Raw genomic sequence first — 22758 nt, 5'->3', positions numbered from 1 at the left:
CCCTTTGATGAAATTGACGTCACCTTGCCACAGGGTGGTTAAGGATAGCTCATCACGTTCGGGATTATTGGGGGAGGAGAAAGGAGGAGGAGGCATCAGTGCGGCCTGATGCCCTCACCCCAACCCTCTCCCACAGGGAGAGGGAGAAAAAAGATTACTGCGCTTCTGCCAGCTGACGGTCGCGGCGGCATTTGAACATCCAGCCCACCAGCAGCAGGACGATCCACGCGCAGCCCACGTACAGGGAAATGCGGGTATCAGGATGGTAGCCAATCAGGGCAATGATAAACACTAGGAAGATCAGCCCGACGACGGTCGTCGCAACGCCGCCCGGAACTTTGAACTTCAGCGCTTTTGCCTCATCCGGCGATAGACGACGGCGGAACGCGATCTGCGACAGCAGGATCATAATCCACACCCACACCGTCGCGAAGGTCGCCAGCGATGCGATCACCAGGAAGACGTTCTCCGGCATGATGTAGTTCAGGTAAACCGAGAACAGCAACGCTACGGTCATGACCACTACCGTCACCCACGGCGTGCCGCGGCGTGAGGTTTTGGCGAACACCTTCGGCGCGCTGCCCTGCTCCGCCATGCCGTGCAGCATACGGCCCACGCCAAAGACGTCACTGTTAATCGCGGAGAGCGACGCGGTGAGCACCACAAAGTTCAGAATGCTGGCCGCAAAGGCAATGCCCATATGCTGGAAGGTCAGAACAAACGGGCTACCGTTGGTGCCGACCTGATTCCACGGGTAGATGGACATAATCACGAACAGCGTACCCACGTAGAACACCAGAATACGCATCGGCACCGAGTTGATGGCGCGCGGAATGGATTTCTCCGGATCTTTCGCTTCCCCGGCGGTGATACCGATAATCTCGATACCGCCGTAGGCGAACATCACCATCTGCAGCGACATCACCATGCCGAGCCAGCCGTTGCTGAAGAAGCCGCCGTTGCTCCAGAGGTTGTGAATACCGGTCGGCTGCCCGCCGTTGCCGATTCCCCAGATGATGATGCCGAAACCGGCCACGATCATGATGATAATGGTGGCGACCTTGAAGAAGGAGAACCAGAACTCCAGCTCGCCGAACACCTTCACGCTCATCAGGTTGACGGCGCAAATGATCAGCACTACGCTCAGCACCCAAATCCAGTGCGGCACCGCCGGGAACCAGACGCCCATATAGATGCCAAACGCGGTCACGTCGGCAATCGCCACAATCAGGATTTCAAAGCAGTAGGTCCAGCCGGTGATAAACCCGGCCAGCGGGCCGAGGTTTTCCTGCGCGTAGCGGGAGAAGGAGCTGGCGGACGGGTTGTGAACCGACATTTCGCCGAGGGCGCGCATGATGATATACGCCGCCACGCCGCCGATGATGTACGCCAGCAGAACGCTGGGACCGGCCATTTTGATGGCATCTGCCGAGCCATAAAAAAGACCGGTGCCGATAGCAGAGCCCAGCGCCATAAAGCGGATGTGGCGCGTGCTCAATCCACGTTTAAGTTTGTTAGTGCTTTCCATTTAAATCTTGCCATTCAACACGAAAAAAACAAAAAACCACGGGGCCTTAAGCCCCGTGGTTAAACAGTTTGTTGCCGTTGATTAATGAGCGTTCGATGCGACCTGACGCCCTGCAGCACGGTCCCAGATAATCGCCAGAACCAGTGCAACAACGGTAGGCATCAGCCAGGCCAGCCCCTGCTCGGACAGCGGCAGACGCTGTGTCCATGCCGGCAGTATGTGCGCGAAAGCTGATGCTTTAATCCCGTCAAGGATACCAAAAATCAGGCTGATAAACATGGCTGGCGCAATAATTCGTGAAGAGTTGTTCCACCACGGGCGAGTAAAGCTCAGCACCACCAGCACGATACACGGCGGATAAATCGCCGTCAGCACCGGAATCGAGACCTGAATCAGGTGGCTCAGACCGAGGTTTGACACCGCCATAGAGAAGATACCGAGGATAAACACCAGGGTGCGGTAAGAGAGCGGCAGATACTGCGCAAAGAACTCTGCGCAGGCGCAGGTCAGGCCAACCGCGGTGACCAGACAGGCCAGGAAGATGAGTGCCGCCAGCAGCATACTGCCCGCACCGCCGAAGGTGTGCTGAACGTAGGCGTGCAGGATAGCCGCACCGTTGGCGTTCTGATCGACCAGCATGGCGCTGTCGGAGCCCAGGCGGAACAGCGCCAGATACAACAGCGTCAGCCCCACGCCGGCCATCAGGCCAGCCCAGATGGTATAGCGGGTCAGCAGACGCGCTTCGGTCACACCGCGGGAACGCGCGGCGTTAACGATAACGATACCAAAGACCATCGCGCCCAGCGTATCCATCGTCAGGTAGCCGTTCACAAAGCCGTTAGAGAACGCGGCGTTTTTATAGGCGTCCATCGCGTCGCTAATCGGGCCCGCTGGCCAGACGATGGCCGCAACCGCCAGAACAATCAGCGCCACAATTTTCAGCGGAGCCAGGAAGTTACCCACGGTATCCAGCAGCTTGCCCGGATAGAGGGAAACCAGAATCACGATCGCAAAGTAGATCAGGCTGTAGATAAACAGCGGCATCGCACCGTCACCGGTCAGGGGAGCAATACCCACTTCGAAGGACACGGTTGCCGTACGCGGGGTCGCAAACAGCGGGCCAACGGCGAGATAGCAGACGGTTGCCAGCAGAACGCCCGCCACTTTGCCAATCGGGGTGCTGAGGCTATCCACGCCACCGCCGACTTTAGCCAGCGCGACAACGGTCAGAACCGGCAGACCCACGGCAGTAATCAGGAAACCAAACGCGGCGGTCCAGACGTGTTCACCCGCCTGAAGGCCAACCATTGGAGGGAAAATGATGTTGCCTGCGCCAACGAACAGCGCAAATGTCATAAAGCCCAGCGCGATGATGTCACGCGATTTTAAGTGATGGGTCATAAAACCTTACTGCCTGTGGATGTGGTGTTGAAAATATTGAGATTTTCGATATCCCAGACGGGACGATACAGCCGAAAATTTGCTCAATTTCAGCGGGAAATGCTCCCGTCCTGGCGTGGAGAAGAATAGTTTTTCGATTTACCACGCAAATACAGTCGGTCTGACAGTATCTGGGGCGCAATTTAAACGCTTATAACGTTTAAAGGCAAGGTGGGATCGTAAAACCAGAACAATATGCCAGCATGAAAATGCACGTTAGAATAATACGCTATTTATAAGAAAAACCCATGGCTAATCATGCGAACAAAAAACAGTCAGCCGTATAAAATTCATCCGCGTTTCGCTTGACTGCAAAGCAAACGGGCCAGCAGACGCTGACCCGTGGAAAGGTAAAATGACACGCCTGCCGTCAGGCTATTTTTTTGGCAATTAATCGTTCCGGAATAACGAAACTGAAGCGGGTTCCTTTACCCAGCGTGCTCTGAATATCGAGACGGCTTTCATGGTGATTCACCGCGTGTTTAACAATCGCCAGCCCCAGGCCGCTTCCGCCTGTCTGCCGGGATCGCGCTTTATCCACACGGTAAAAGCGCTCGGTCAGGCGCGGAATATGCTCAGGCGCGATCCCCGGCCCGTCGTCTTCCACGCTAAACTCCGCCCCCGTTGGGGCATGGTGCCAGCGCACCACGATATTCGTCCCCTCCGGTGTATGATTCACCGCGTTATACACCAGGTTGGAAATGGCGCTACGCAGTTCATCTTCGCTGCCCAGCACCTTCAGCGTATTGTCGACCTCAAAGGTCAGGTGATGCTTTTTGTGGCTTAACGTCTGCGCTTCACGCTCAACGACCCGCAGCATCATCGGGACATCAATGGTGTCATTTAGCGCGAGCGTCGGCGCCGCTTCAATCTTCGAGAGCGTCAGCAGCTGCTTGACCAGCCCTTCCATCCGGTGCGTTTGCTCGCGCATGGTGTGCAGCGCTTTTTCACGCGGCGCGCCTTCAAGCGTTTGCTCCTGCATCATCTCCAGGTAGCCCTGAAGCACGGTCAGCGGGGTACGTAGTTCGTGACTGACGTTGGCGAAGAAGTTGCGACGCGCCCCTTCCAGCTGGTGCATCTGGGTAACATCGCGCGCCACCATCAGCCACTGCTTATCGCTGTAGGGCATCACGCGGATTTCCAGATGGCGACCATTATTGAGCTTCAGATTATGCGGGCGGGTAAAATCACGCTTTTTCAGATACAGCGTGAACTCGGGATAGCGCAGAAGGTTGAGGATATTCTGGCCATTGTCGTCGGGCCAGCGCAGGCCCAGCAGCTGTTGCGCAAGGCCGTTACACCAGAAGATTGTCCCTTCTTCGGTTGTCAGAATAACGGCATCCGGCAGCGACTCTGCACCGCTGCGAAAACGCTTAATCAGGCTTCCCAGCTCGCGGCGACGCTTTTTATTACGCATCTGCATCTGATGCAGACCGTACAGCAGCGGCTCCCAGCTGCCGCTTCCCGGCGGCGGCGTCATACTTCGGTCAACCCACAGCCACCACGAGAGGCGCAGCAGGTTCCAGAAATGCCAGATCAGCAGCCCGGTGACCGACGCCAGCAGAAACCACGGCAGGTGTCCAAGAAAGGCCCCCAGAAGGAAGGCCGGAATACAGCATAAGATCAGTTCAAAGACGAGCCTTTTCCATGACAGACGTTCCAGCACGCGTCACACTCCTGTCATTGTTCAGAAACGGGTAGAAAAACGATAACCCGTGCCGCGGACCGTCTGCACCATGCGATCGTGGCCGCTCAGTTCCAGTGCTTTTCGCAGGCGGCGAATATGTACGTCAACCGTCCGGTCTTCGACATACACGTTAGTTCCCCAGACGTTATTCAGCAACTGCTCGCGGCTGTACACGCGTTCCGGGTGGGTCATAAAGAAGTGCAGGAGTTTAAATTCGGTAGGCCCCATGTCGAGAGGATTTTCACCGGTCATCACGCGGTGTGAGGTGGGGTCAAGGCTCAGCCCCTGCATCTCAATCACCTCTTCCACCGCCATCGGCGAAATACGGCGCATCACGGCTTTAATGCGGGCAACCAGCTCTTTTGGGGAAAACGGTTTAGTAATGTAATCGTCCGCGCCGGTCTCCAGACCGCGAACGCGATCCTCTTCTTCTCCGCGCGCCGTGAGCATCACAACCGGGATGTCGCGGGTCAGCGCCTCACGCTTCAGGTGTTTGATAAACTGCAGTCCGGAGCCGCCGGGCAACATCCAGTCCAGCAGAATCAGATCGGGCCAGGGTTCATTCAACTGGTTCACTGCGCTGTCATAATCTTCCGCTTCAACCGGCTGGAAGCCGTTTTGCTCGAGCACGAAGCACACCATTTCACGAATTGGAGCTTCATCTTCTACGACCAGAATACGTCTCGCCATACTTTGCCCTGTCTTATCTTATTTAAGTTACAAGTTTGTAATTCGGCGCCATTATGCGTCAGATTTATGACAGATTTATGAAAAACAGTACCACGATAACGGGCAAACTGTTGTTTTATTACAGCGGTTATTTTCCCGTCTCTGAACGTTTATAATCCTGCTTTCTCTTTTTTGCCACGGATCAGCTATGCGCATACTTCACACCTCGGACTGGCATCTGGGTCAAAATTTTTACAGCAAAAGCCGTGCGGCTGAACATGAAGCGTTCCTGAACTGGCTGCTGGAAACGGCCCGGACGCACGAGGTGGACGCGATTATTGTGGCGGGTGACATCTTTGATACCGGCTCGCCCCCCAGCTATGCGCGTGAACTGTACAACCGCTTCGTGGTGAATTTGCAGCAAACCGGCTGTCATCTGGTGATTGTCGCCGGTAACCATGATTCCGTCGCGACGCTCAATGAATCCCGCGACATCCTGGCATTTCTCAATACCACCGTCGTCGCCAGCGCCGGGCACGCCCCGCAGATCCTGAAAAAACGCGACGGCACGCCGGGGGCGGTGCTGTGCCCCATTCCGTTTTTGCGCCCGCGCGACATCGTGCAAAGCCAGGCGGGGCTGTCGGGTGCGGAAAAGCAGCAGCATTTATTACAGGCCATCACCGACTATTATCACCAGCAGCACGCCGATGCCTGCGCCCTGCGCGGCGACCAGCCGATTCCAGTGATTGCGACCGGCCATCTCACCACCGTCGGGGCCAGTAAAAGTGACGCCGTACGTGAGATCTATATCGGCACGCTGGACGCCTTTCCGGCGCAAAACTTCCCGCCAGCCGACTACATTGCGCTCGGACACATTCACCGGGCGCAGATCGTCGGCGGCAGCGAGCACATCCGCTACTGCGGTTCGCCAATTTCGCTCAGCTTTGACGAAACGGGCAAGGCCAAGTCCGTCCATCTGGTGAGCTTCTCCGAAGGGAAACTTCACGCCGTCGAGACGCTGGCGGTGCCTGTCACCCAGCCGCTGGCGGTGCTGAAGGGCGATCTCGACACCATTACCGCCCAGCTTGAGCAGTGGCGCGGCGCGACGCTTAACCCGCCCGTCTGGCTGGATATCGAAATCACCACCGATGACTACCTGCACGATATGCAGCGTAAAATTCAGGCGCTGACGGAAGATTTGCCCGTCGAAGTCTTACTGGTACGCCGCAGCCGCGAGCAGCGCGAGAAAATTCTGTTAAGCGCGCAACGCGAAACGCTCAGTGAGCTTCGGGTTGAAGAAGTGTTTGAACGCAGGCTCTCGCAGGAGGAAATTGACGACGCGAAGCGTGCAAGACTCAGCGAACTGTTCAGCCATACCCTGCATGCGCTCAATGATGAGGAAGAAAACGCATGAAAATTTTGAGCCTGCGCCTGAAAAACCTCAACTCCCTCAAGGGCGAGTGGAAAATTGACTTTACCGCGGAGCCGTTTGCCAGCAACGGTCTGTTTGCCATCACCGGTGCGACCGGGGCAGGCAAAACCACCCTGCTCGACGCCATCTGTCTGGCGCTTTATCACGAAACGCCGCGACTGCAGAAGGTTTCTCAGGCGCAAAACGACCTGATGACGCGCGACACCGCCGAGTGCCTGGCGGAAGTGGAGTTCGAGGTAAAAGGCACCGCCTATCGCGCCTTCTGGAGCCAGAACCGGGCGCGCAACCAGCCGGACGGGAACCTGCAGGCGCCGCGCGTGGAGCTGGCGCGCTGTGAAGATGGCAAAATCCTGGCCGATAAAGTGACGGATAAACTGGAGCAAACCGCCGCGCTCACCGGGCTGGACTATGGCCGCTTTACCCGCTCCATGCTGCTCTCACAGGGGCAGTTTGCCGCCTTCCTCAATGCCAAGCCGAGCGATCGCGCCGAGCTGCTGGAGGAGCTGACCGGCACAGAGATCTACGGCCAGATTTCCGCCATGGTGTTTGAGAAACACAAAGCCGCCCGCAGCGTGCTTGAAAAATGCGAGGCGCAGGCGGCGGGCGTCGTGCTGTTGAGCGAAGAGCAACAGCAGCAGTTGCAGCAAAGTTTGCAGGCACTTACTGACGAAGAGAAAACTCTGCTGGTTCAGCAGCAAAGCCAGCAGAAAGATTTTCAGTGGCTTACGCGCCATGATGAGCTCGTGCTTGAGCAACAGCGCGTCACCGCGATGCAGCAGCAGGCGCAGCAGGCGCTGACGAACGCTGCGCCAGAGCTGGCAAAGCTCCAGCTTGCTCTGCCTGCCGCCCAGCTTCGACCGCTTTGGGAGCATCAGCAGGAGCAAACCGCTCGCCTGACGCAAACCCAGCAGCGAATTATCGAAGTAAATACTCGCTTACAAGCCAAAACCGCGCTGCGCGCGCGGATCCGTCATACCGCCCAGCGGAATCATCAGCAGCTTCAGACCGAACTGACGGCGCTGGCGCAGTGGCTGGCGGAGCACGAGCGCTATCGCCTGCTGGGGCAGGAGATTGCCGGCTGGCGTGCTCAGTTCTCACAGCTTAACCGCGATAAAACGCAGTTAGCCTCGCTTGCTGCGAAGATGAGTGAATTACGCAACAGGCTGGCCGAGATGCCGGAAAATGCGCTGACGCTGACGGCGAATGAGGTCAGCGCGGCCATGGAGCAGCAGTCCCGGTCACGCACGCTGCGCCAGCGGCTAACGTCGCTGCATGCCCGCTATCAGCCGCTGCAAAAGCGACTGCGCCAGAGCGGTGAAAGCGTGCAGAAGGCCCAGGCCGATCAATATAAACTCAATGAAACGCTGACGCTGCGCCGCCAGCAGTACAAAGAGAAACACCAGCACTATCTGGACCTGAAGGCCCTGTGCGAACGCGAAGCGACGATTAAAGACCTGGAAAGCTATCGTTCCCGGCTTGAGGCAGGCAAACCCTGTCCGCTGTGCGGCTCCAGCGAGCATCCCGCCGTTGAGCAATACCAGTCTCTTGAGCTGACGGATAACCAGCGCCGCCGTGATGCTCTGGAAAAAGAGGTCGCCGCGCTTAAAGAGGAAGGTCTGCTGGTGCTGGGACAGGTTAATGCCCTGACGCAGCAGATCCAGCGCGAGAGTGACGACGCGCAGGTGCTCTCTCAGGAAGAGCAGGCGCTCACTAAAGAGTGGATGGAAGCCTGCACTTCCCTGAACATCGCGTTGAATATTCAGGAAGATATCACACCATGGATGAACGAGCAGGAACAGTACGAGCGCCAGCTCTATCAGCTCAGCCAGCGTCTGACCCTGCAAACCCAGCTAAACGATCAGGAAGTGCAGGAGCGACAGCATCAGCAGCAGCTGACGGCCGCGCGTCAGGCGCTGGAAAGCACCCTGCTTTCGCTATCGCTTAACGTACCTGAAGACGGCAATGAAGCAGCCTGGCTGCACGCCCGCGAAGCGGAATTCGCGCAGTGGCAGGAGAAACAAACGCATCACGGCGTGCTTCTGGAACGCATAAACGCATTGAAGCCGCTGCTCGACACGCTTCCGGAAACGAACGGCGAAGAGGCCGAACCGGCCATTCCTGACGGCTGGCGCGATGTGCACGACGAATGCGTGTCGCTACAGAGCCAGCTCACCGCGCAGCAGCAGCAGGAAAAGCTAGAGCAAGAGCGCCTGCTTCAGTCGCAGACGCAGTTCACCGCGGCGCTCTCAGCGAGCTGTTTTGCCGATCGGGACGCCTTCCTTGCCGCTCTGCTGGATGACGACGCTATACGTCGCCTCGAACAGCTGAAACAGTCGCTGGAAAGCCAGATACAGCAGGCCGCGGCCCTTTCCGGCCAGGCTAACCAGCAGCTACAGGCTCATCTGGCGCTGCGGCCGGAAGGTCTCGATGCAGATGCTCCTGCGCTGCAAAGCCAGCTGCAGCAGCTGGCGCAACGGCTTCGCGAGAACACGACGCATCAGGGCGAGATCCGCCAGCAGCTGAAGCAGGACAGCGATAACCGTCAGCACCAGCTGGCGTTGATGCAGCAAATTGAAGAGGCCGCGCGCCAGGCGGACGACTGGGGTTATCTGAACGCGCTGATCGGCTCCAGCACCGGCGACAAGTTCCGTAAATTCGCGCAGGGGCTGACGCTGGACAATCTTGTCTGGCTTGCTAACCAGCAGCTTAACCGTCTGCACGGGCGCTATCTGCTGCAGCGTAAGGCCAGCGACGCGCTGGAGCTGGAAGTGGTCGATACCTGGCAGGCGGACGCGGTGCGCGATACCCGCACCCTCTCGGGCGGCGAGAGCTTCCTGGTCAGCCTGGCGCTGGCGCTGGCGCTTTCCGATCTGGTGAGTCATAAGACGCGGATCGATTCCCTGTTCCTGGATGAAGGGTTCGGCACGCTCGACAGTGAAACGCTGGATACCGCGCTGGATGCGCTCGACGCGCTGAACGCCACCGGGAAAACCATCGGCGTGATCAGCCACGTAGAGGCGATGAAAGAGCGCATTCCGGTGCAGATCAAGGTGAAGAAGATCAACGGGCTGGGGTACAGCAGGCTGGATAAGGTGTTTGCGGTGGAATAAATGGGGGGATGGTGCGGTCTGGTGCCCTCACCCTGGCCCTCTCCCACAGGGAGAGGGAATAAACATTATTTGCTTTTATTCCGGCCACAGCCACGCCGCGCCGCGCACGCCGCTGGAGTCACCGTGGACAGCTTTGCGGATCGGGGTTTCACACTCGCCGCCAAACACCCACTGTTTGACAAGGTTCGGTACCGTGGCGTACAGCCGGTCAACGTTGCTCATGCCGCCGCCGAGCACAATCACGTCCGGGTCGAGAATATTCACCACGTGCGCCAGGGATTTCGCCAGCCGCATTTCGTAGCGGCTAAGGGCCAGCTCGGCGACCGGATCCTGTTCTTCGACCAGACGCATGATTTCGTTGCCCTTAAGCGGCTGGCCGCTCAGACGGTGGTAGTCGGTCGCAAAACCGGTGCCGGAGATAAACGTCTCAATACAGCCCTGCTTTCCGCAGTAGCACGGCACTTCAGCGCGGTATTTAAGCTCGTCTTCATCCATCCACGGCAGCGGGTTGTGTCCCCACTCGCCCGCAGTGCCGTTACCGCCGATATGGGCGCGCCCGCCGAACGCCACGCCCGCGCCGCAGCCGGTACCGACGATCACGGCAAACACGGTCTGAGCACCGGCCGCCGCGCCGTCGATGGCCTCAGACACTGCCAGACAGTTAGCGTCGTTGGCCAGACGCACTTCCCGGTTCAGACGCTGGCTCAAATCCTTATCAAACGTTTGACCGTTGAGCCAGGTGGAGTTGGCATTTTTAACCACCCCGGTATACGGCGAGATCGACCCCGGGATCCCCATCCCGACGCTGCCGGTTTGCCCTGTCGCCTGCTCTGCCATCTCAACCAGACTGGCAATCGTCTCGATAGTCTGGCGATAATCATCGCGCGGCGTCGGCAGACGGTGGCGGAACAGCTGCTCCCCCTGCTCGCTCAGTGCGATGACTTCTGTTTTGGTGCCGCCCAAATCGATCCCAATACGCACAAGACTCTCCTCATTATTTTGATTATCAACAGAGTAGAAGCACGCTTCCCGATTAGCAATGCAAGCGATGCGACAATTCGTTATCATGCCCGCTGATTTAACGACAAGGCCGTGGAAATTATCATGCTGTGGTTCAAAAATTTGATGGTTTACCGTCTCAGCCGCGACGTTTCGCTGCGTGCAGAAGAGATGGAAAAACAGTTAGCCGCTTATACCTTTTCCCCTTGCGGTAGCCAGGATATGGCGAAAACCGGTTGGGTTCCGCCAATGGGTTCACAAAGCGATGCACTGACCCACGCCAGCAGCACGGGTCAAATCATCGTCTGCGCCCGTAAAGAAGAGAAAATTCTGCCGACGCCGGTGGTTAAGCAGGCGCTCGAAGCGAAAATTTTCAAGCTGGAAGCCGAACAGGGCCGCAAGCTGAAAAAGACCGAGAAAGATTCGCTAAAAGACGAAGTGCTGCACTCCCTGCTGCCGCGCGCCTTCAGCCGCTTCAGCCAGACCATGATGTGGATCGACACCGTCAACGGGCTGATCATGGTGGACTGCGCCAGCGCCAAGAAAGCAGAAGATACGCTGGCCCTGCTGCGTAAAAGCATCGGCTCTTTACCGGTCGTTCCGCTGGCGCTGGAAACGCCGATCGAGCTGACGCTGACCGAATGGGTACGCAGCGGCGCTGCGGCTCAGGGTTTCCAGATCCTTGATGAAGCCGAGCTGAAAGCCCTGCTGGAAGATGGCGGCGTGATCCGCGCGAAGAAGCAGGATCTGGTGAGCGACGAGATCGCCGTCCATATCGAAGCGGGCAAAGTGGTCACTAAACTGGCGCTCGACTGGCAGCAGCGCATTCAGTTCGTGATGTGCGACGACGGCTCCGTGAAGCGTCTGAAGTTCTGCGACGAGCTGCGCGATCAGAACGAAGATATCGACAGGGAAGATTACGCCCAGCGTTTTGACGCGGACTTCATCCTCATGACCGGCGAGCTGGCCGCGTTGATTCAGAATCTGGTGGAAGGTCTCGGCGGTGAAGCGCAGAGATAACAGGCAAAACGCAGGCCGGGTAAGCGTGAGCGCCACCCGGCTTATTTTTTATTTCAGGTAGCGGCACAGATAAGAGGTAGGTTCAGCCACCTGCAAATGAAATTCGCTGTGGCCAGGGACGTTGAAAACTTGCCCGGCAGCGTAAACTTTCCATTCCGTTTCACCCGGCAGTAAGACGTTCAGCGCCCCGCTGACGACCGTCATTTCTTCAGCTTCCGCCGTGCCAAAGGTGTATTCCCCTTCCGCCATAACGCCGACACTGGCGCGGCCAGTGCTGCTGCTGGTAAAACCAATGGATTTCACTTTACCGGAAAAGTATTCGTTACTCTGAAGCATGAACTGGCCCTTATATTTTTAGATAAAAATTCACTATAGGGGCCATGCTCATCACCTGTCACGAAAAATCATTACATGAGGAGTTCCGAGGCCAGGCGAGCCATCAGAACGTTAGATAACAGCACGGGGACATCCAGCGCTTTTTGCAGCAGATCACGATGATGCTGATGGAAACCGAGGCAGTCCAGAATCAAGACATCTGCCCCTCTCTCAAGCAGCTCCTTCCCGGCAGCAATGAGCTTGGCCTCACTGTCCCAGAACGGATTTGCCAGCGCATACAAGGGCACTTTTTCCAGCACGTGCCACTTTGCCTCCTGGTTATCCATGAGCTCCTCAATAGGTACAATCACCCCCACCTGATGACCATCCACGATGGAGGCCACCAGCGGTGGAATGATCCGCATCGGCTCCAGCAAAATTGCATTACGCGCCGTGAGGCCCTTAATGGGCGCGGTACTCATCAGCAAAATAACGTCATAACCTTGATTATCGAGCACTTCTATTACGCCCTGCAGCGAGCGCTCGATTTTCTGACGTGAAACATGCGCCAGTTTACCGTCGCTTAATAACGTCGCCAGGGGATCCTCCCCCGCCTCGACAGCGTAGTCTTCCATGACCTCTTCCCGACTCATCTTACCCAGCAGGCTAAGATGCGTTATCTGTTGTTCAGATACATGCTCGGTTAAGAGCGGTAACACTTCGCTTACAGGGACCACACCAATGGTGAGGATCGCCAACGTTGCCTTCATCTTGATCGCCTTCCATTACTCCAACATCGTGCACACAGGTACAGGCTCACTACGCTGCACAGTTCATTTTTTCAACAAAACAGCACCAAGCGTAGCAGGTGATCCCGACATCGAAATGTAAAGATCGCCTGCCGATACCGGAGTTACTTGTAATAACTAAATATTAACTCCTGCTTAACTTTCCCGATGAGTAAAAAGTGTGATTCAGGCACGATATTGGAGCGTTTAGGAAAACGGTCAGGTTTTATCGGGATCTTCGTAGCGCCGTTTCGCGTCCAGCGCTTCCTGTTCAGTCTCGTGTTCACTGATCAGCGAGTCCGGTTTGGGGTGATCGGCACGCAGTTGATACCAGGTCACGGTATGACCCGTATGGCCTTTTTCAACGGTAACAACGCGCGCTTCACGCGGATAGGGAGGTCTGGTTGGCATAGCTCATCCTTTTTTTATGTCTGAGCTATAAGTATAGACGCCGGTTAGCTGGCACAAGCCAAACGCAGGGCGGTAATAATCTGAATCACAACGTCTTCGGGAGAGGCTGACGCATCCACCACGTGGTGAGCCGCTTCGCGGTATAGCGCATCGCGTTCGGCCAGCACTTCGCTCACCTCTTCGCTGAGCGGCCTGGAGGTCAGCGCGGGGCGTTGCCCCTCTTCCGGAAAGGCTTCCAGCCGCCCTACCAGAGCCGACACCGGCGCGCTGAGATAAATCACAATCCCCTTTTCGCGCATAAAGTGACGATTGCACTCCGCCAGAACGATGCCACCGCCGGTCGCGATCACGGCAGACGGGGTAGTGACCGCTTTCAGCGCGGCCGTTTCGCGCGCGCGAAAGCTCTCCCATCCCTCTTGTTCAACGATCTCGGCGATGGTTTTTCCGGCCTCGGTTTGCAGCCAGTGGTCGGTATCAACAAACTGGCGATGACACACGCGTGCCAGCTCCAGGCCAACGGTGGTTTTCCCACAGCCGCGGGGGCCAACTAAAAAGATGGGTTGGGTCATGCCAGGTGTTCCCCTTGATGCCGAATGGCTGAAGAGTGTAAAGAAATAATTGCAGAAGATGTTGCGATTACTTTACTGCAAAGCGGTACGGGATGACAACCCTGTGGAGGCCACACTGTACCACAAATTGACAATAATTATCATTACGCTGTGCGGCGCTTCACTTCCAGCAGCCATTTATCCAGCTCGGCAGCGAATTGCTGACGGTCGCGCTGGGACAGGCTGTCCGGTCCCCCGGTCTGAACGCCGCTGGCCCGCATCGTATCCATAAAATCGCGCATGGTGAGCTTTTCGCGAATGGTCGAAGGCGAGTAACGCTCACCGCGCGGATTGAGCGCCGCCGCCCCTTTCTCGAGCACTTCGGCAGCCAGCGGAATATCCGCCGTGATCACCAGATCCTCAGCGCTGCACAGGCGAACAATTTCGTTATCCGCCACGTCAAACCCGGCCGGCACGCGCAAAGAGCGGATGAACCGCGAAGGCGGTACGCGAATATTCTGGTTAGCCACCAGCGTCAGCGGCATCTGAACGCGCTCGGCGGCGCGAAATAAAATCTCTTTAATCACATTCGGACACGCGTCCGCATCAACCCAAATCGCCATATTGTCTCCCCATAATGACTCTGCCGACTATTGTCGCCTGCATTTCGTTGTTAAGCTATCAATCAGAGAAAACAACGCATAATGACGGAGAATCGTGATGGACAAGAAAATCGGGTTTATCGGCTGCGGTAACATGGGCAAAGCCATCCTGGGCGGTCTGATCGCCAGCGGGCAGGTGCTGCCGGGTCAGATCTGGGTCTATACCCCGTCACCAGACAAAGTCGCCGCGCTGCGCGATCAATACGGGATCAACGCCGCCGAAAGCGCGCAGGAAGTGGCCCAGGTCGCCGATATCGTCTTTGGCGCCGTCAAGCCGAACATCATGATCAAAGTGCTGAGCGATATCACCTCCAGCCTGAATAAAGAGACGCTGGTCGTGTCGATTGCCGCAGGCGTCACGCTCGATCAGCTGGCGCGCGCGCTCGGTCACGATCGTAAAATCGTCCGCGCGATGCCCAACACCCCCTCGCTGGTCAATGCCGGCATGACCTCCGTCACGCCTAACGCGCTGGTGACCACAGAAGAAGTGGCCGACGTGCTGAATATTTTCCGCTGCTTCGGTGAAGCAGAAGTGATTGCCGAATCGATGATCCATCCGGTGGTCGGCGTGAGTGGCTCAGCCCCAGCCTATGTGTTCATGTTTTTAGAAGCGATGGCCGACGCCGCCGTGCTTGGTGGAATGCCGCGCGCGCAGGCGTATAAGTTCGCCGCGCAGGCCGTCATGGGTTCCGCCAAAATGGTGCTGGAAACCGGCAAACATCCGGGTGAACTGAAAGATATGGTCTGCTCTCCGGGCGGTACCACCATCGAAGCGGTGCGGGTGCTGGAAGAGCGCGGATTCCGCTCGGCCGTCATTGAAGCGATGGCAAAATGCATGGAAAAATCAGAGAAGCTGAGTAAATCCTGATTTCTGACCGGGCGTCAGGCGGCCACCTCGGTGCGGCCGCGCCCGGCATTTTTCGCCCTGTACAGCGCCACGTCAGCCGCCTTCAGCCATTCCCGATAGTGTCCAAACTGCGGTCCCCAGGGGGCAACGCCGACGCTGATGCGCAGCGCTTCTTTTGGCGCGCACGGTAACGTCAGCTTTTCCAGCCGCTCATGCAGCCGCGACATCACGGCAATGGCGCTTTCTGCCGCCGTCTGCGACATGATTACCGCAAACTCATCCCCGCCAAACCGGCCGATCGCATCGCCTGACCGTACCGACCGCTGGAGCTGACGCGTAATGGCGATGATCGCCTCGTCGCCCACGTCGTGCCCCCAGGTGTCATTGATGTTTTTAAAGTGGTCGATATCAATCAGCAATATCGTGGCGGTGCTGTGGTCGCGCCGACAATGCTCAAATTCATTTCGCAGCAGCATTTCCCAGTGCCGACGGTTAAAGACCCCGGTCATCCCGTCTCGTGTGCTCATCATTTCCAGCCGCTGCTTATGTTCCGCAAGCCTGACGGCGGTGCGGTGGCTGAGCCAGGCAAACAGCATGGGATAAAGCATGAGTACGGGCAGCGTTAGGCTCCACTCTATGGGGTCGGGGTTGAAGATAACCACCTTCCCGGCGAGTGGCAGGGTCACCAGCGCGGAGAGCAGCGTCAACGCAATCCCCGGGATGAACAGACGACAGCCGCCGGAGCCCATCATATTCATCCCTACCATCATCACCAGCGCTGCCGTGGGTAACGCATTCATGCCCATCATGCCGATCCAGAGCCCGGCAATAATGGCATCGATTTTAAGATTGAAAATTTCCTGCTGATGGGGTGAAGCGGCACGGCATGACAGCTGCCAGGCAAAATGGGGCCAGACGAACGACCACCCCACGAGTAAAAGCCACCAGCCACCGGGTAAAAAATGGGTGACCAGCATCCCCGCAACGGGGAAAAACATCGCCGCCAGCCCGACGGCGCGCGCCAGCCGAACTCGCCGGGCAAACTGAATGCCGGCGCGGTGAGGGTCATCCTGAGAAAGGGTTAAATTCCACTCTTCCCGAATGCGCTTTTTGTTGTAATACGTTTCATCATTCATCATTTTTGGGAATATTCTGAAACATTTTCCCAAATTATAGAGAGGGGGTCTGCGGGGAAAGTATGAAATTTCGGGTGAGCCGCCGGAGCCGCTCACCCGTTAGAACTACACTTTTTTCTTCAGGCACGCACTCATGAACTTGCTGCGGTCGTCCCCTTTAAGGGACTGTTCGGTTGCTTTCGCATTACACTCGCGCATTTTTTGCTGCTGCGGCGTCAGGCTTTTTTCAGCCGGTTTCGCGGCGCCGTTTTTAAGGCAGTCGCTCATGTAGGTCTTGCGAGCATCTCCCTTCAGACTCTGAGACGTCGCCTGTTGATTACAGGTGGTCATACGCTGTTGTTGAGGCGTTAACGTTTTCTCTTCCGCGTTCGCCGATGCGATCAGGAACAGGCCAGAGAGCAGAGTAACCAGTAATGTTGTTTTCATTGCACCATCCTTTTGTGAACATTCCCTGTAAGTCTGGTTCGTGACAGGAAAAAAACCACCCGGCAGATGTGATTTCCGCCGGGATTTTATCATTTAAGACCCAGCGCCGCCTTCATGGTGTAGAACAGATCCGTTTGATCGGTCAGGCCTACCACGTTTGCCGCGTGCGGACCGTAGGCTGCAATGCGCAGCTGGGTGCCGGTGTGCTCCATGGACTCTTCTTCAGAGTTACCGTAGCTCAACACCATAACGGCGCCATCTTTGGTATTCAGCGCCTGCGTCAGTCCCGGGGCTTTGGTATCTGGCGGAATAATCTGGCTGGCGTGCGCATGGTCCGCGGTGACCACCACCAGGGTGTTGCCGTCTTTTTTCGCGAACTCAAGCGCCTTCTGCACCGCTTCGTCCAGATCGACGGTTTCGCCAATCTGGCCGCACGGATTCGCCGCATGATCCTGCTTATCGATCGACGCGCCTTCCACCTGCAGGAAGAACCCTTTTTCGCTCTTGCTCAGCAGAGAGATGGCTTTATCAGTCATCGCCGCCAGCGTCGGTACGCTGTCCGTGCGTTTCGGGTTAGGCGTACAGGTTACGGCAGGTTTATCGATATTGCCGTGATAAGAGGCTTTTGGTCCTTCCCAGCGCACGGGCATGTTGCCGTCAGAGAACAGCCCCAGCAGCGGTTTGTCCTGGTTCGCGTCGGTGATTGCTGCCAGCGAATTTGCGTCACTCACCAGCTGATAGCCGCGGGCCTGCGCCTGCTCGCGCAGCGTTTTGCCCTGCCACTCGCCCGCCGTCGCGGTTTCTGCGAAGGTTTTCGCGCCGCCGCCCAGGGTCACGTCAGGACGCGCGTTCAGCAGCTGTTCCGTAATCGACCCTTTGCCGCCTTTTTCCAGCGCGTTCGTTGGGCATTTTTCGCTGGTCACTGACGGGCCGTAGCATTTACGCGAGGTCACGTGCGCCACCAGCGCCGCGGGCGTGGCATCCTGAAGTTCAGCGGTGGAGACGTTGCCGGTCGCAAGGCCCGCCGCTTTTGCCATCTCCAGAAGGGATTGATGATCTTTTTCGTGAATATCCACTCCCAGCGCGCCATTATAGGTTTTCACGCCGGTGGACCACGCCGTAGCAGAGGCCGCGGAGTCCGTGACGTAATCCGGTTTACCGGTTTTTTTATCCAGCGCGTAATGGGTATATTGTCCGGTCAGCGGTAATGCGTCGATGCCTTTAAAAAAGCCGCCCGCACCCTCGGCATAATTTCGCGCCGCCGTGATTTCGGAATCCCCCATTCCATCGCCAATAAGCAGAATAATATTTTTCGCCGGCTTATCATTCAGCGAAGCGCGAATAGCGGCAGTTTGATCTTCTGATAAACGGCGTGCGCCGCCAGGCTGGGTGATATCCCCTTTTGCCGCGCGATTATCCAGCACGCTGGTTTGGGCAGTATCGGCATAAATGGCAGGGGTAATTAACAGGGGAAGTAATGCGATGAAAAGTGCGCTCTGTTTCAATTTATTTTCTCCATGTACAAATACATAAAAATAAAAACAGAGCGACTATAGGCATCCTGCATGACAATTCTATGACACGTCGTTACGTCCTGTGACGGTTTAGCTGCGCGGATGCCTTAACAGCTTCTTTACGTACTGGTGGAGCATCTCGGCATCCTCAACCGGAACCTGCGATTCAGGCCTGACGCTGTCCAGCGCGCCTTCCACGCTCTCAATCAACGCCTGTTGATCGGTTTTCGCCATTTGTCGCAGCAGCGCTGTGACCACAATTTCCAGCGCTTCGACCTGAGCAACCAGCTCTTTTGACTCCTCTTCCTTTTGTGCCAGCTTGACCAGCAATTCAGCAATGAGATTTTTCATCGTGCCAGTTCCTTTTTCAGTTTTGTCTGAAGTTAGCATTCTGAATCCATAATGCAAAGAGAAGAAATTTATTATGGTATGCAAAAGTGATGCAGGAATAAAAATAAAGGACCGACGCGGTGAGCGAAACGTTTTTCTATAAAAAAGCGCCGCATTTTGTTATATAAAAATGCGGCTACCATAAGAATATATAATACATCAACGAAACGATTATCTCGACGATTTCGCTTCCGCCATTTGTCTGCGGCGACGCAGCGCAATAGCCAGCTGGATAATATTGATTAAAACGACAATCGCCGTGGCCGCAAATACCCAACGAAAACCGGCCATCGCGGAAACGGATGCGCCAATAAGCGGACCGGCAACATTCCCCAGATACATAAATGACTGGTTATATCCAAAGATACGCCCCGTCACCTGGTCGCTGGAATATTTAACCAGCAGAGTTTGTACCGCAGGCAACATTGCGCCATCAGCAAACCCGAGCAGAAATCGCAATACGCCAAGCTGAAGCGGAGAGGTGACAAACGACATCGCGAAGAAGAGCACGACCGCAAAGATCAGCGTCGCCATCAGGATGCGGGCCGTGCCGATCCTGTCACCCAGTTTTCCCAGACGCGGCGCGGAAATCAGGGCGGATACGCCCGGCACGGCGGCAATCATGCCGCTCAGAAAAGCGATATTTGTGCTTTCCGGCTCCATCGATTTGATAAACAGCGCCAGAATCGGACCGACCGAACCGTTACAGAGCTGGATAACCATAGTGGTCACAAACAGGCTGATCATCAGTCCCGGATAGGGCAGCGAGGCGAAGACGGCCTTGCCGCTCAGGCGTTCAGATTTACTGATAACCGGGCGGCCCCCCTCTTTGATAAGAAAGAGCGTGACCAGAAAACTGACCACCAGCAGGATCGCGGTGATGATAAATACCGCGCGCAGCCCGACATGATCCGCCAGAAAGCCGCCCAGCAGCGGACCGCCGATGACGCCGCTGATCTGTGCCGTGGAGAGCGTACTCAGCGCCCAGCCGCTACGCTCGCGCGGCACCTGAGAGGCGACCAGCGCCATGGCATTCGGAATGTACCCGGACGTCAGCCCCATCACCGCGCGCAGGAAAAACAGCTGCCAGACGTTGGTGGCGAAGGCCTGCAGCAGAATGGCAATCGCCATCCCGAGCGAGGCGCGCAGCAGCATCAGTTTTCGGCCTTTTCGATCCGCCAGGCTCCCCCACATCGGTGACACAATGGCGGAGACCAGAAACGTGACGCTGAACGTCAGGCCGGACCACATGGAGAGCGCTTCATGCGAAGTCACCCCCAGCTGCGAGACGTACAGCGGCAGGAACGGCAGGATCTGGCTAATGGCCAGCCCGGTGAAGAAGCAGCCGAACCAGACTGAGATGAGATTAACTTTCCAGGATTCCATAAAGAAATAGTCTTCATTTTTAGGCGAATTCGCCTACAGATTAGCAAGTTACGCGTTTTGACGTCGCACCAGAGATGCGGCCTGACTGACTTTGGTGTTTTATCTTCCCAGTCATCATATTTGTGAAATAAGTCACAATTCATCCATTTTCTGGCGGAATATTATGCTTCACCGACAGAGTCCGAAACCGCGCATTCCCAGATGAAAATGGTTGGCATGCGCCGCGTTATACTCAGGCCCGAGGCCGTTTCCGTAGTAGCCGCAGCTTGCCGCCAGCATGGCCTTCAGCCATGGCTGCGTTGTTGCCGCCTTCCAGCCGTTCAGCACCGTGACGCGCTCCCCGTTCGCCAGCCGAAAGGCGGCGATATCCAGCGCCTCCGCCGTGGCATGCTCGCTGCGTCGCGCGTCAGGGCGGTGATAAATATTGCGGCAGGCATAGCTGCCGAGGTGGTCGATACGCTCCAGGTCGCTGCCCGTATAGCGTTTTGTCAGCGGCCGGGCCTGCTGGCTGATAAATAGCGCAGAGCTGAGCGCCAGCGGACAGCTGGCAAGAAAGCTGCTGTTCAGGCCGACCGGGCCGAAATCACGCACGCGCACGACGTTGTTAAGCGGACACGCGCCACCGCTGTCGGCCACCGGCTGGGTGCGGATGAGATCTCTTTGATTAGCCTGCGAAAGCAGGCTCGCGCACGCCTCGGGGGTTAGGCGCCGAAGCTTATACTGGGTGATTCGGCCCGGCGGGTCGTCAAGCGTCAGCGGCATAAAAGGGTTGTAGTAAGGCGGCAACCAGCGGTAACCCACCGTTGAAACGGCCACAATGATGAATACGGTCAGCAGCGTTTTTCCTTTCACTCTCCCCCCTCAACATTCCCCAAAACATTATGGCAGAAGGCCGCGAAACCCGCCGGGCATCGTGGTATGTTATTGGCTTTTCGTCAGACTGGAAGAGAGTGAGATGGCTAAGCAGCGCGTAGGTATTGTCTTTGGGGGAAAATCAGCGGAGCACGAAGTGTCATTGCAATCGGCCAAAAATATCGTTGATGCGATCGATAAAAGCCGTTTCGACGTCGTGCTGCTGGGCATTGATAAGCAGGGCCAGTGGCACGTTAACGATGCCAGCCAGTATCTGCTGAATGCTCACGATCCGGCGCATATCGCCCTAAATCCTTCGGAAGTAAGCGTCGCCACCGTACCCGGCGTCGTGAAGGGGCAGCTCATCGACGCTGGCAACGCTCAGGCTCTGGCCCAGATCGACGTCGTCTTCCCTATCGTTCACGGCACCCTGGGCGAAGATGGTTCCCTGCAGGGGATGCTGCGCATGGCCAACCTGCCGTTCGTCGGCTCGGACGTCCTCGGCTCTGCCGCGTGCATGGACAAAGACGTCACCAAACGCCTGCTGCGCGATGCCGGGCTGAATATTGCGCCATTTGTGACCCTCACCCGCGCCAACCGCGACAAGCACAGCTTCGCGCAAATCAGCGGAGAGCTGGGTCTGCCGCTGTTTGTGAAGCCTGCAAACCAGGGCTCCTCCGTGGGCGTCAGCAAAGTCACCAGCGAAGCAGAGTTCACGCAGGCCGTCCGTCAGGCGTTTGAGTTCGACCATAAAGTGGTGGTTGAGCAGGGTATTAAAGGCCGTGAAATTGAGTGCGCCGTGCTGGGCAACGATTTCCCACAGGCGAGCACCTGCGGCGAAGTGGTCTTAAACAGCGACTTCTACTCGTACGACACCAAATACATCGATGACAAAGGCGCGCAGGTTGTCGTTCCTGCGGATATCGATCCGGCGATCAACGATAAGATCCGGGCGATCGCCATTCGCGCTTATCAGACGCTCGGCTGCTGCGGCATGGCGCGCGTGGATGTGTTCCTGACGCCGGAAAACGAAGTGGTGATCAATGAAATCAACACGCTGCCGGGGTTCACTAACATCAGCATGTATCCAAAACTGTGGCAGGCCAGCGGCCTGAGCTACCCGGATCTGATCACCCGCCTGATCGAACTGGCGCTGGAGCGTCACGCCGCCGACAGCGCGCTTAAAAGTTCCGTAAACGGTTAATCGGCGCTCTTCGCCTCATCCGCTGTCGTCTCTTCAGGACGACGGCGGATAATCAGCCCCGCCAGCCAGAAACTAATCACCCAGGTCAACAGCCCGACGGCATAGGTTTGCCATCCTTTTGCTTCAAACCCCAACAGGCCCACGACACCGTTAAGAATAAAGATCAGCCCGATAGCAAAGGCGTAGTAGTGCCAGTCACGGCGTAGTTTGGACGTGAGCTTCATAACAACTCCGGCAGGAAAAAAAGACATCCTCTCACAGTTTTACGGCCAGGTCTGTGGCAGATACGGAAATTCTGAAACGCGACGCAATTTCACTTAAGTGATGAAATTGTGATGTGCTGCAGAAATCGACAATCCAGGAGAATTCCTGAGCGCAAATTACCACGATTCTG

Annotated in this window: 22 protein-coding genes; 5 read left to right on the top strand and 17 right to left on the bottom strand. The window is 56.7% G+C overall.

The genetic code is table 11. The annotated features are described in order from the left end of the window. Window positions 1-154 precede the first annotated feature (154 nt). From proY to phoB, 4 genes are all read right to left on the bottom strand, one after another. Window positions 155-1528 carry a proline-specific permease ProY gene (gene proY, locus ACJ69_RS00345; RefSeq protein ID WP_033144753.1) on the bottom strand — a complete coding sequence of 458 codons (1374 nt, stop codon included), beginning with the start codon at window positions 1526-1528 and terminating at the stop codon, window positions 155-157. 81 nt (window positions 1529-1609) lie between these two features. Continuing rightward, the gene (gene brnQ / locus ACJ69_RS00340; RefSeq protein WP_024906795.1) at window positions 1610-2929 is read right to left on the bottom strand and encodes a branched-chain amino acid transporter carrier protein BrnQ; all 1320 of its coding nucleotides are present in this window, start codon (window positions 2927-2929) and stop codon (window positions 1610-1612) included. Window positions 2930-3338: 409 nt separating this feature from the next. Next, window positions 3339-4634: a phosphate regulon sensor histidine kinase PhoR gene (gene phoR, locus ACJ69_RS00335; RefSeq protein ID WP_029739757.1), complete on the bottom strand. Its 1296-nt coding sequence runs from the start codon at window positions 4632-4634 to the stop codon at window positions 3339-3341. A gap of 21 nt (window positions 4635-4655) precedes the next feature. Continuing rightward, a complete protein-coding gene (gene phoB, locus ACJ69_RS00330; protein WP_008503265.1) occupies window positions 4656-5345 on the bottom strand; it encodes a phosphate response regulator transcription factor PhoB in 690 nt (229 codons plus the stop codon). A gap of 187 nt (window positions 5346-5532) precedes the next feature. On the opposite strand from phoB, the gene sbcD reads away from it, so the two are divergent. Next, a complete protein-coding gene (sbcD, locus tag ACJ69_RS00325) occupies window positions 5533-6738 on the top strand; it encodes an exonuclease subunit SbcD (protein WP_059346243.1) in 1206 nt (401 codons plus the stop codon). Beyond that, window positions 6735-9866: an exonuclease subunit SbcC gene (sbcC, locus tag ACJ69_RS00320; protein WP_059346242.1), complete on the top strand. Its 3132-nt coding sequence runs from the start codon at window positions 6735-6737 to the stop codon at window positions 9864-9866. Before sbcD ends, sbcC begins: the two co-directional genes overlap by 4 nt. Window positions 9867-9941: 75 nt before the next feature. Here sbcC and mak read toward each other — a convergent pair whose 3' ends face one another. Next, window positions 9942-10847 (bottom strand): fructokinase, encoded by a 906-nt coding sequence (mak, locus tag ACJ69_RS00315; protein ID WP_059346241.1) that lies wholly within the window; start codon window positions 10845-10847, stop codon window positions 9942-9944. Window positions 10848-10970: 123 nt separating this feature from the next. On the opposite strand from mak, the gene rdgC reads away from it, so the two are divergent. Further along, window positions 10971-11885 (top strand): recombination-associated protein RdgC, encoded by a 915-nt coding sequence (rdgC, locus tag ACJ69_RS00310; protein ID WP_023310540.1) that lies wholly within the window; start codon window positions 10971-10973, stop codon window positions 11883-11885. Window positions 11886-11933: 48 nt separating this feature from the next. On the opposite strand, the gene ppnP is transcribed toward rdgC, so the two are convergent. From ppnP to ACJ69_RS00285, 5 genes are all read right to left on the bottom strand, one after another. After that, the gene (ppnP, locus tag ACJ69_RS00305) at window positions 11934-12221 is read right to left on the bottom strand and encodes a pyrimidine/purine nucleoside phosphorylase (RefSeq protein ID WP_008503270.1); all 288 of its coding nucleotides are present in this window, start codon (window positions 12219-12221) and stop codon (window positions 11934-11936) included. A 71-nt stretch (window positions 12222-12292) separates the two neighbouring features. Next, complete coding sequence (locus ACJ69_RS00300; RefSeq protein ID WP_008503271.1) at window positions 12293-12970, bottom strand: AroM family protein; 678 nt, start codon at window positions 12968-12970, stop codon at window positions 12293-12295. Between the two features lie 237 nt (window positions 12971-13207). Next, a complete protein-coding gene (gene yaiA / locus ACJ69_RS00295) occupies window positions 13208-13399 on the bottom strand; it encodes a protein YaiA (RefSeq protein WP_029739753.1) in 192 nt (63 codons plus the stop codon). Window positions 13400-13443: 44 nt separating this feature from the next. Continuing rightward, window positions 13444-13968, bottom strand: a complete 525-nt coding sequence (gene aroL, locus ACJ69_RS00290) for a shikimate kinase AroL (protein WP_029739752.1) — start codon at window positions 13966-13968, stop codon at window positions 13444-13446. A gap of 143 nt (window positions 13969-14111) precedes the next feature. Continuing rightward, the gene (locus tag ACJ69_RS00285) at window positions 14112-14570 is read right to left on the bottom strand and encodes a YaiI/YqxD family protein (protein WP_010428006.1); all 459 of its coding nucleotides are present in this window, start codon (window positions 14568-14570) and stop codon (window positions 14112-14114) included. Window positions 14571-14667: 97 nt separating this feature from the next. Between ACJ69_RS00285 and proC the strand changes: the two genes are divergently transcribed. Continuing rightward, window positions 14668-15477: a pyrroline-5-carboxylate reductase gene (gene proC, locus ACJ69_RS00280; RefSeq protein WP_024906789.1), complete on the top strand. Its 810-nt coding sequence runs from the start codon at window positions 14668-14670 to the stop codon at window positions 15475-15477. 14 nt (window positions 15478-15491) lie between these two features. Here the strand turns inward: proC and adrA are convergent, their stop codons facing one another. The 6 genes from adrA to ACJ69_RS00250 form a co-directional block, all read right to left on the bottom strand. Beyond that, a complete protein-coding gene (gene adrA / locus ACJ69_RS00275; protein ID WP_047648592.1) occupies window positions 15492-16595 on the bottom strand; it encodes a diguanylate cyclase AdrA in 1104 nt (367 codons plus the stop codon). A gap of 102 nt (window positions 16596-16697) precedes the next feature. Next, window positions 16698-17018: a phosphate starvation-inducible protein PsiF gene (gene psiF, locus ACJ69_RS00270; RefSeq protein ID WP_023310534.1), complete on the bottom strand. Its 321-nt coding sequence runs from the start codon at window positions 17016-17018 to the stop codon at window positions 16698-16700. 89 nt (window positions 17019-17107) lie between these two features. Then, window positions 17108-18523, bottom strand: a complete 1416-nt coding sequence (phoA, locus tag ACJ69_RS00265) for an alkaline phosphatase (RefSeq protein ID WP_059346240.1) — start codon at window positions 18521-18523, stop codon at window positions 17108-17110. Between the two features lie 99 nt (window positions 18524-18622). After that, window positions 18623-18883 (bottom strand): anti-adapter protein IraP, encoded by a 261-nt coding sequence (iraP, locus tag ACJ69_RS00260; RefSeq protein WP_024906786.1) that lies wholly within the window; start codon window positions 18881-18883, stop codon window positions 18623-18625. A gap of 210 nt (window positions 18884-19093) precedes the next feature. Beyond that, window positions 19094-20308 (bottom strand): multidrug efflux MFS transporter, encoded by a 1215-nt coding sequence (locus ACJ69_RS00255; RefSeq protein WP_029739748.1) that lies wholly within the window; start codon window positions 20306-20308, stop codon window positions 19094-19096. A gap of 168 nt (window positions 20309-20476) precedes the next feature. After that, entirely contained in the window at window positions 20477-21160 is a 684-nt protein-coding gene (locus tag ACJ69_RS00250; RefSeq protein WP_059346239.1) for an extensin-like domain-containing protein, read from the bottom strand. Window positions 21161-21263: 103 nt separating this feature from the next. On the opposite strand from ACJ69_RS00250, the gene ddlA reads away from it, so the two are divergent. Next, window positions 21264-22364: a D-alanine--D-alanine ligase gene (gene ddlA / locus ACJ69_RS00245; RefSeq protein ID WP_054830105.1), complete on the top strand. Its 1101-nt coding sequence runs from the start codon at window positions 21264-21266 to the stop codon at window positions 22362-22364. Here ddlA and ACJ69_RS00240 read toward each other — a convergent pair. Next, a complete protein-coding gene (locus ACJ69_RS00240) occupies window positions 22361-22588 on the bottom strand; it encodes a DUF2754 domain-containing protein (RefSeq protein ID WP_054830104.1) in 228 nt (75 codons plus the stop codon). The genes ddlA and ACJ69_RS00240 overlap by 4 nt on opposite strands. Window positions 22589-22758: the final 170 nt, after the last annotated feature.

This window comes from Enterobacter asburiae, from assembly GCF_001521715.1.
GTDB classification, from domain to species: domain Bacteria; phylum Pseudomonadota; class Gammaproteobacteria; order Enterobacterales; family Enterobacteriaceae; genus Enterobacter; species Enterobacter asburiae.
Note: the sequence above shows the minus strand (reverse complement) of the source record. Positions and strands in the feature narration are given on the sequence as shown.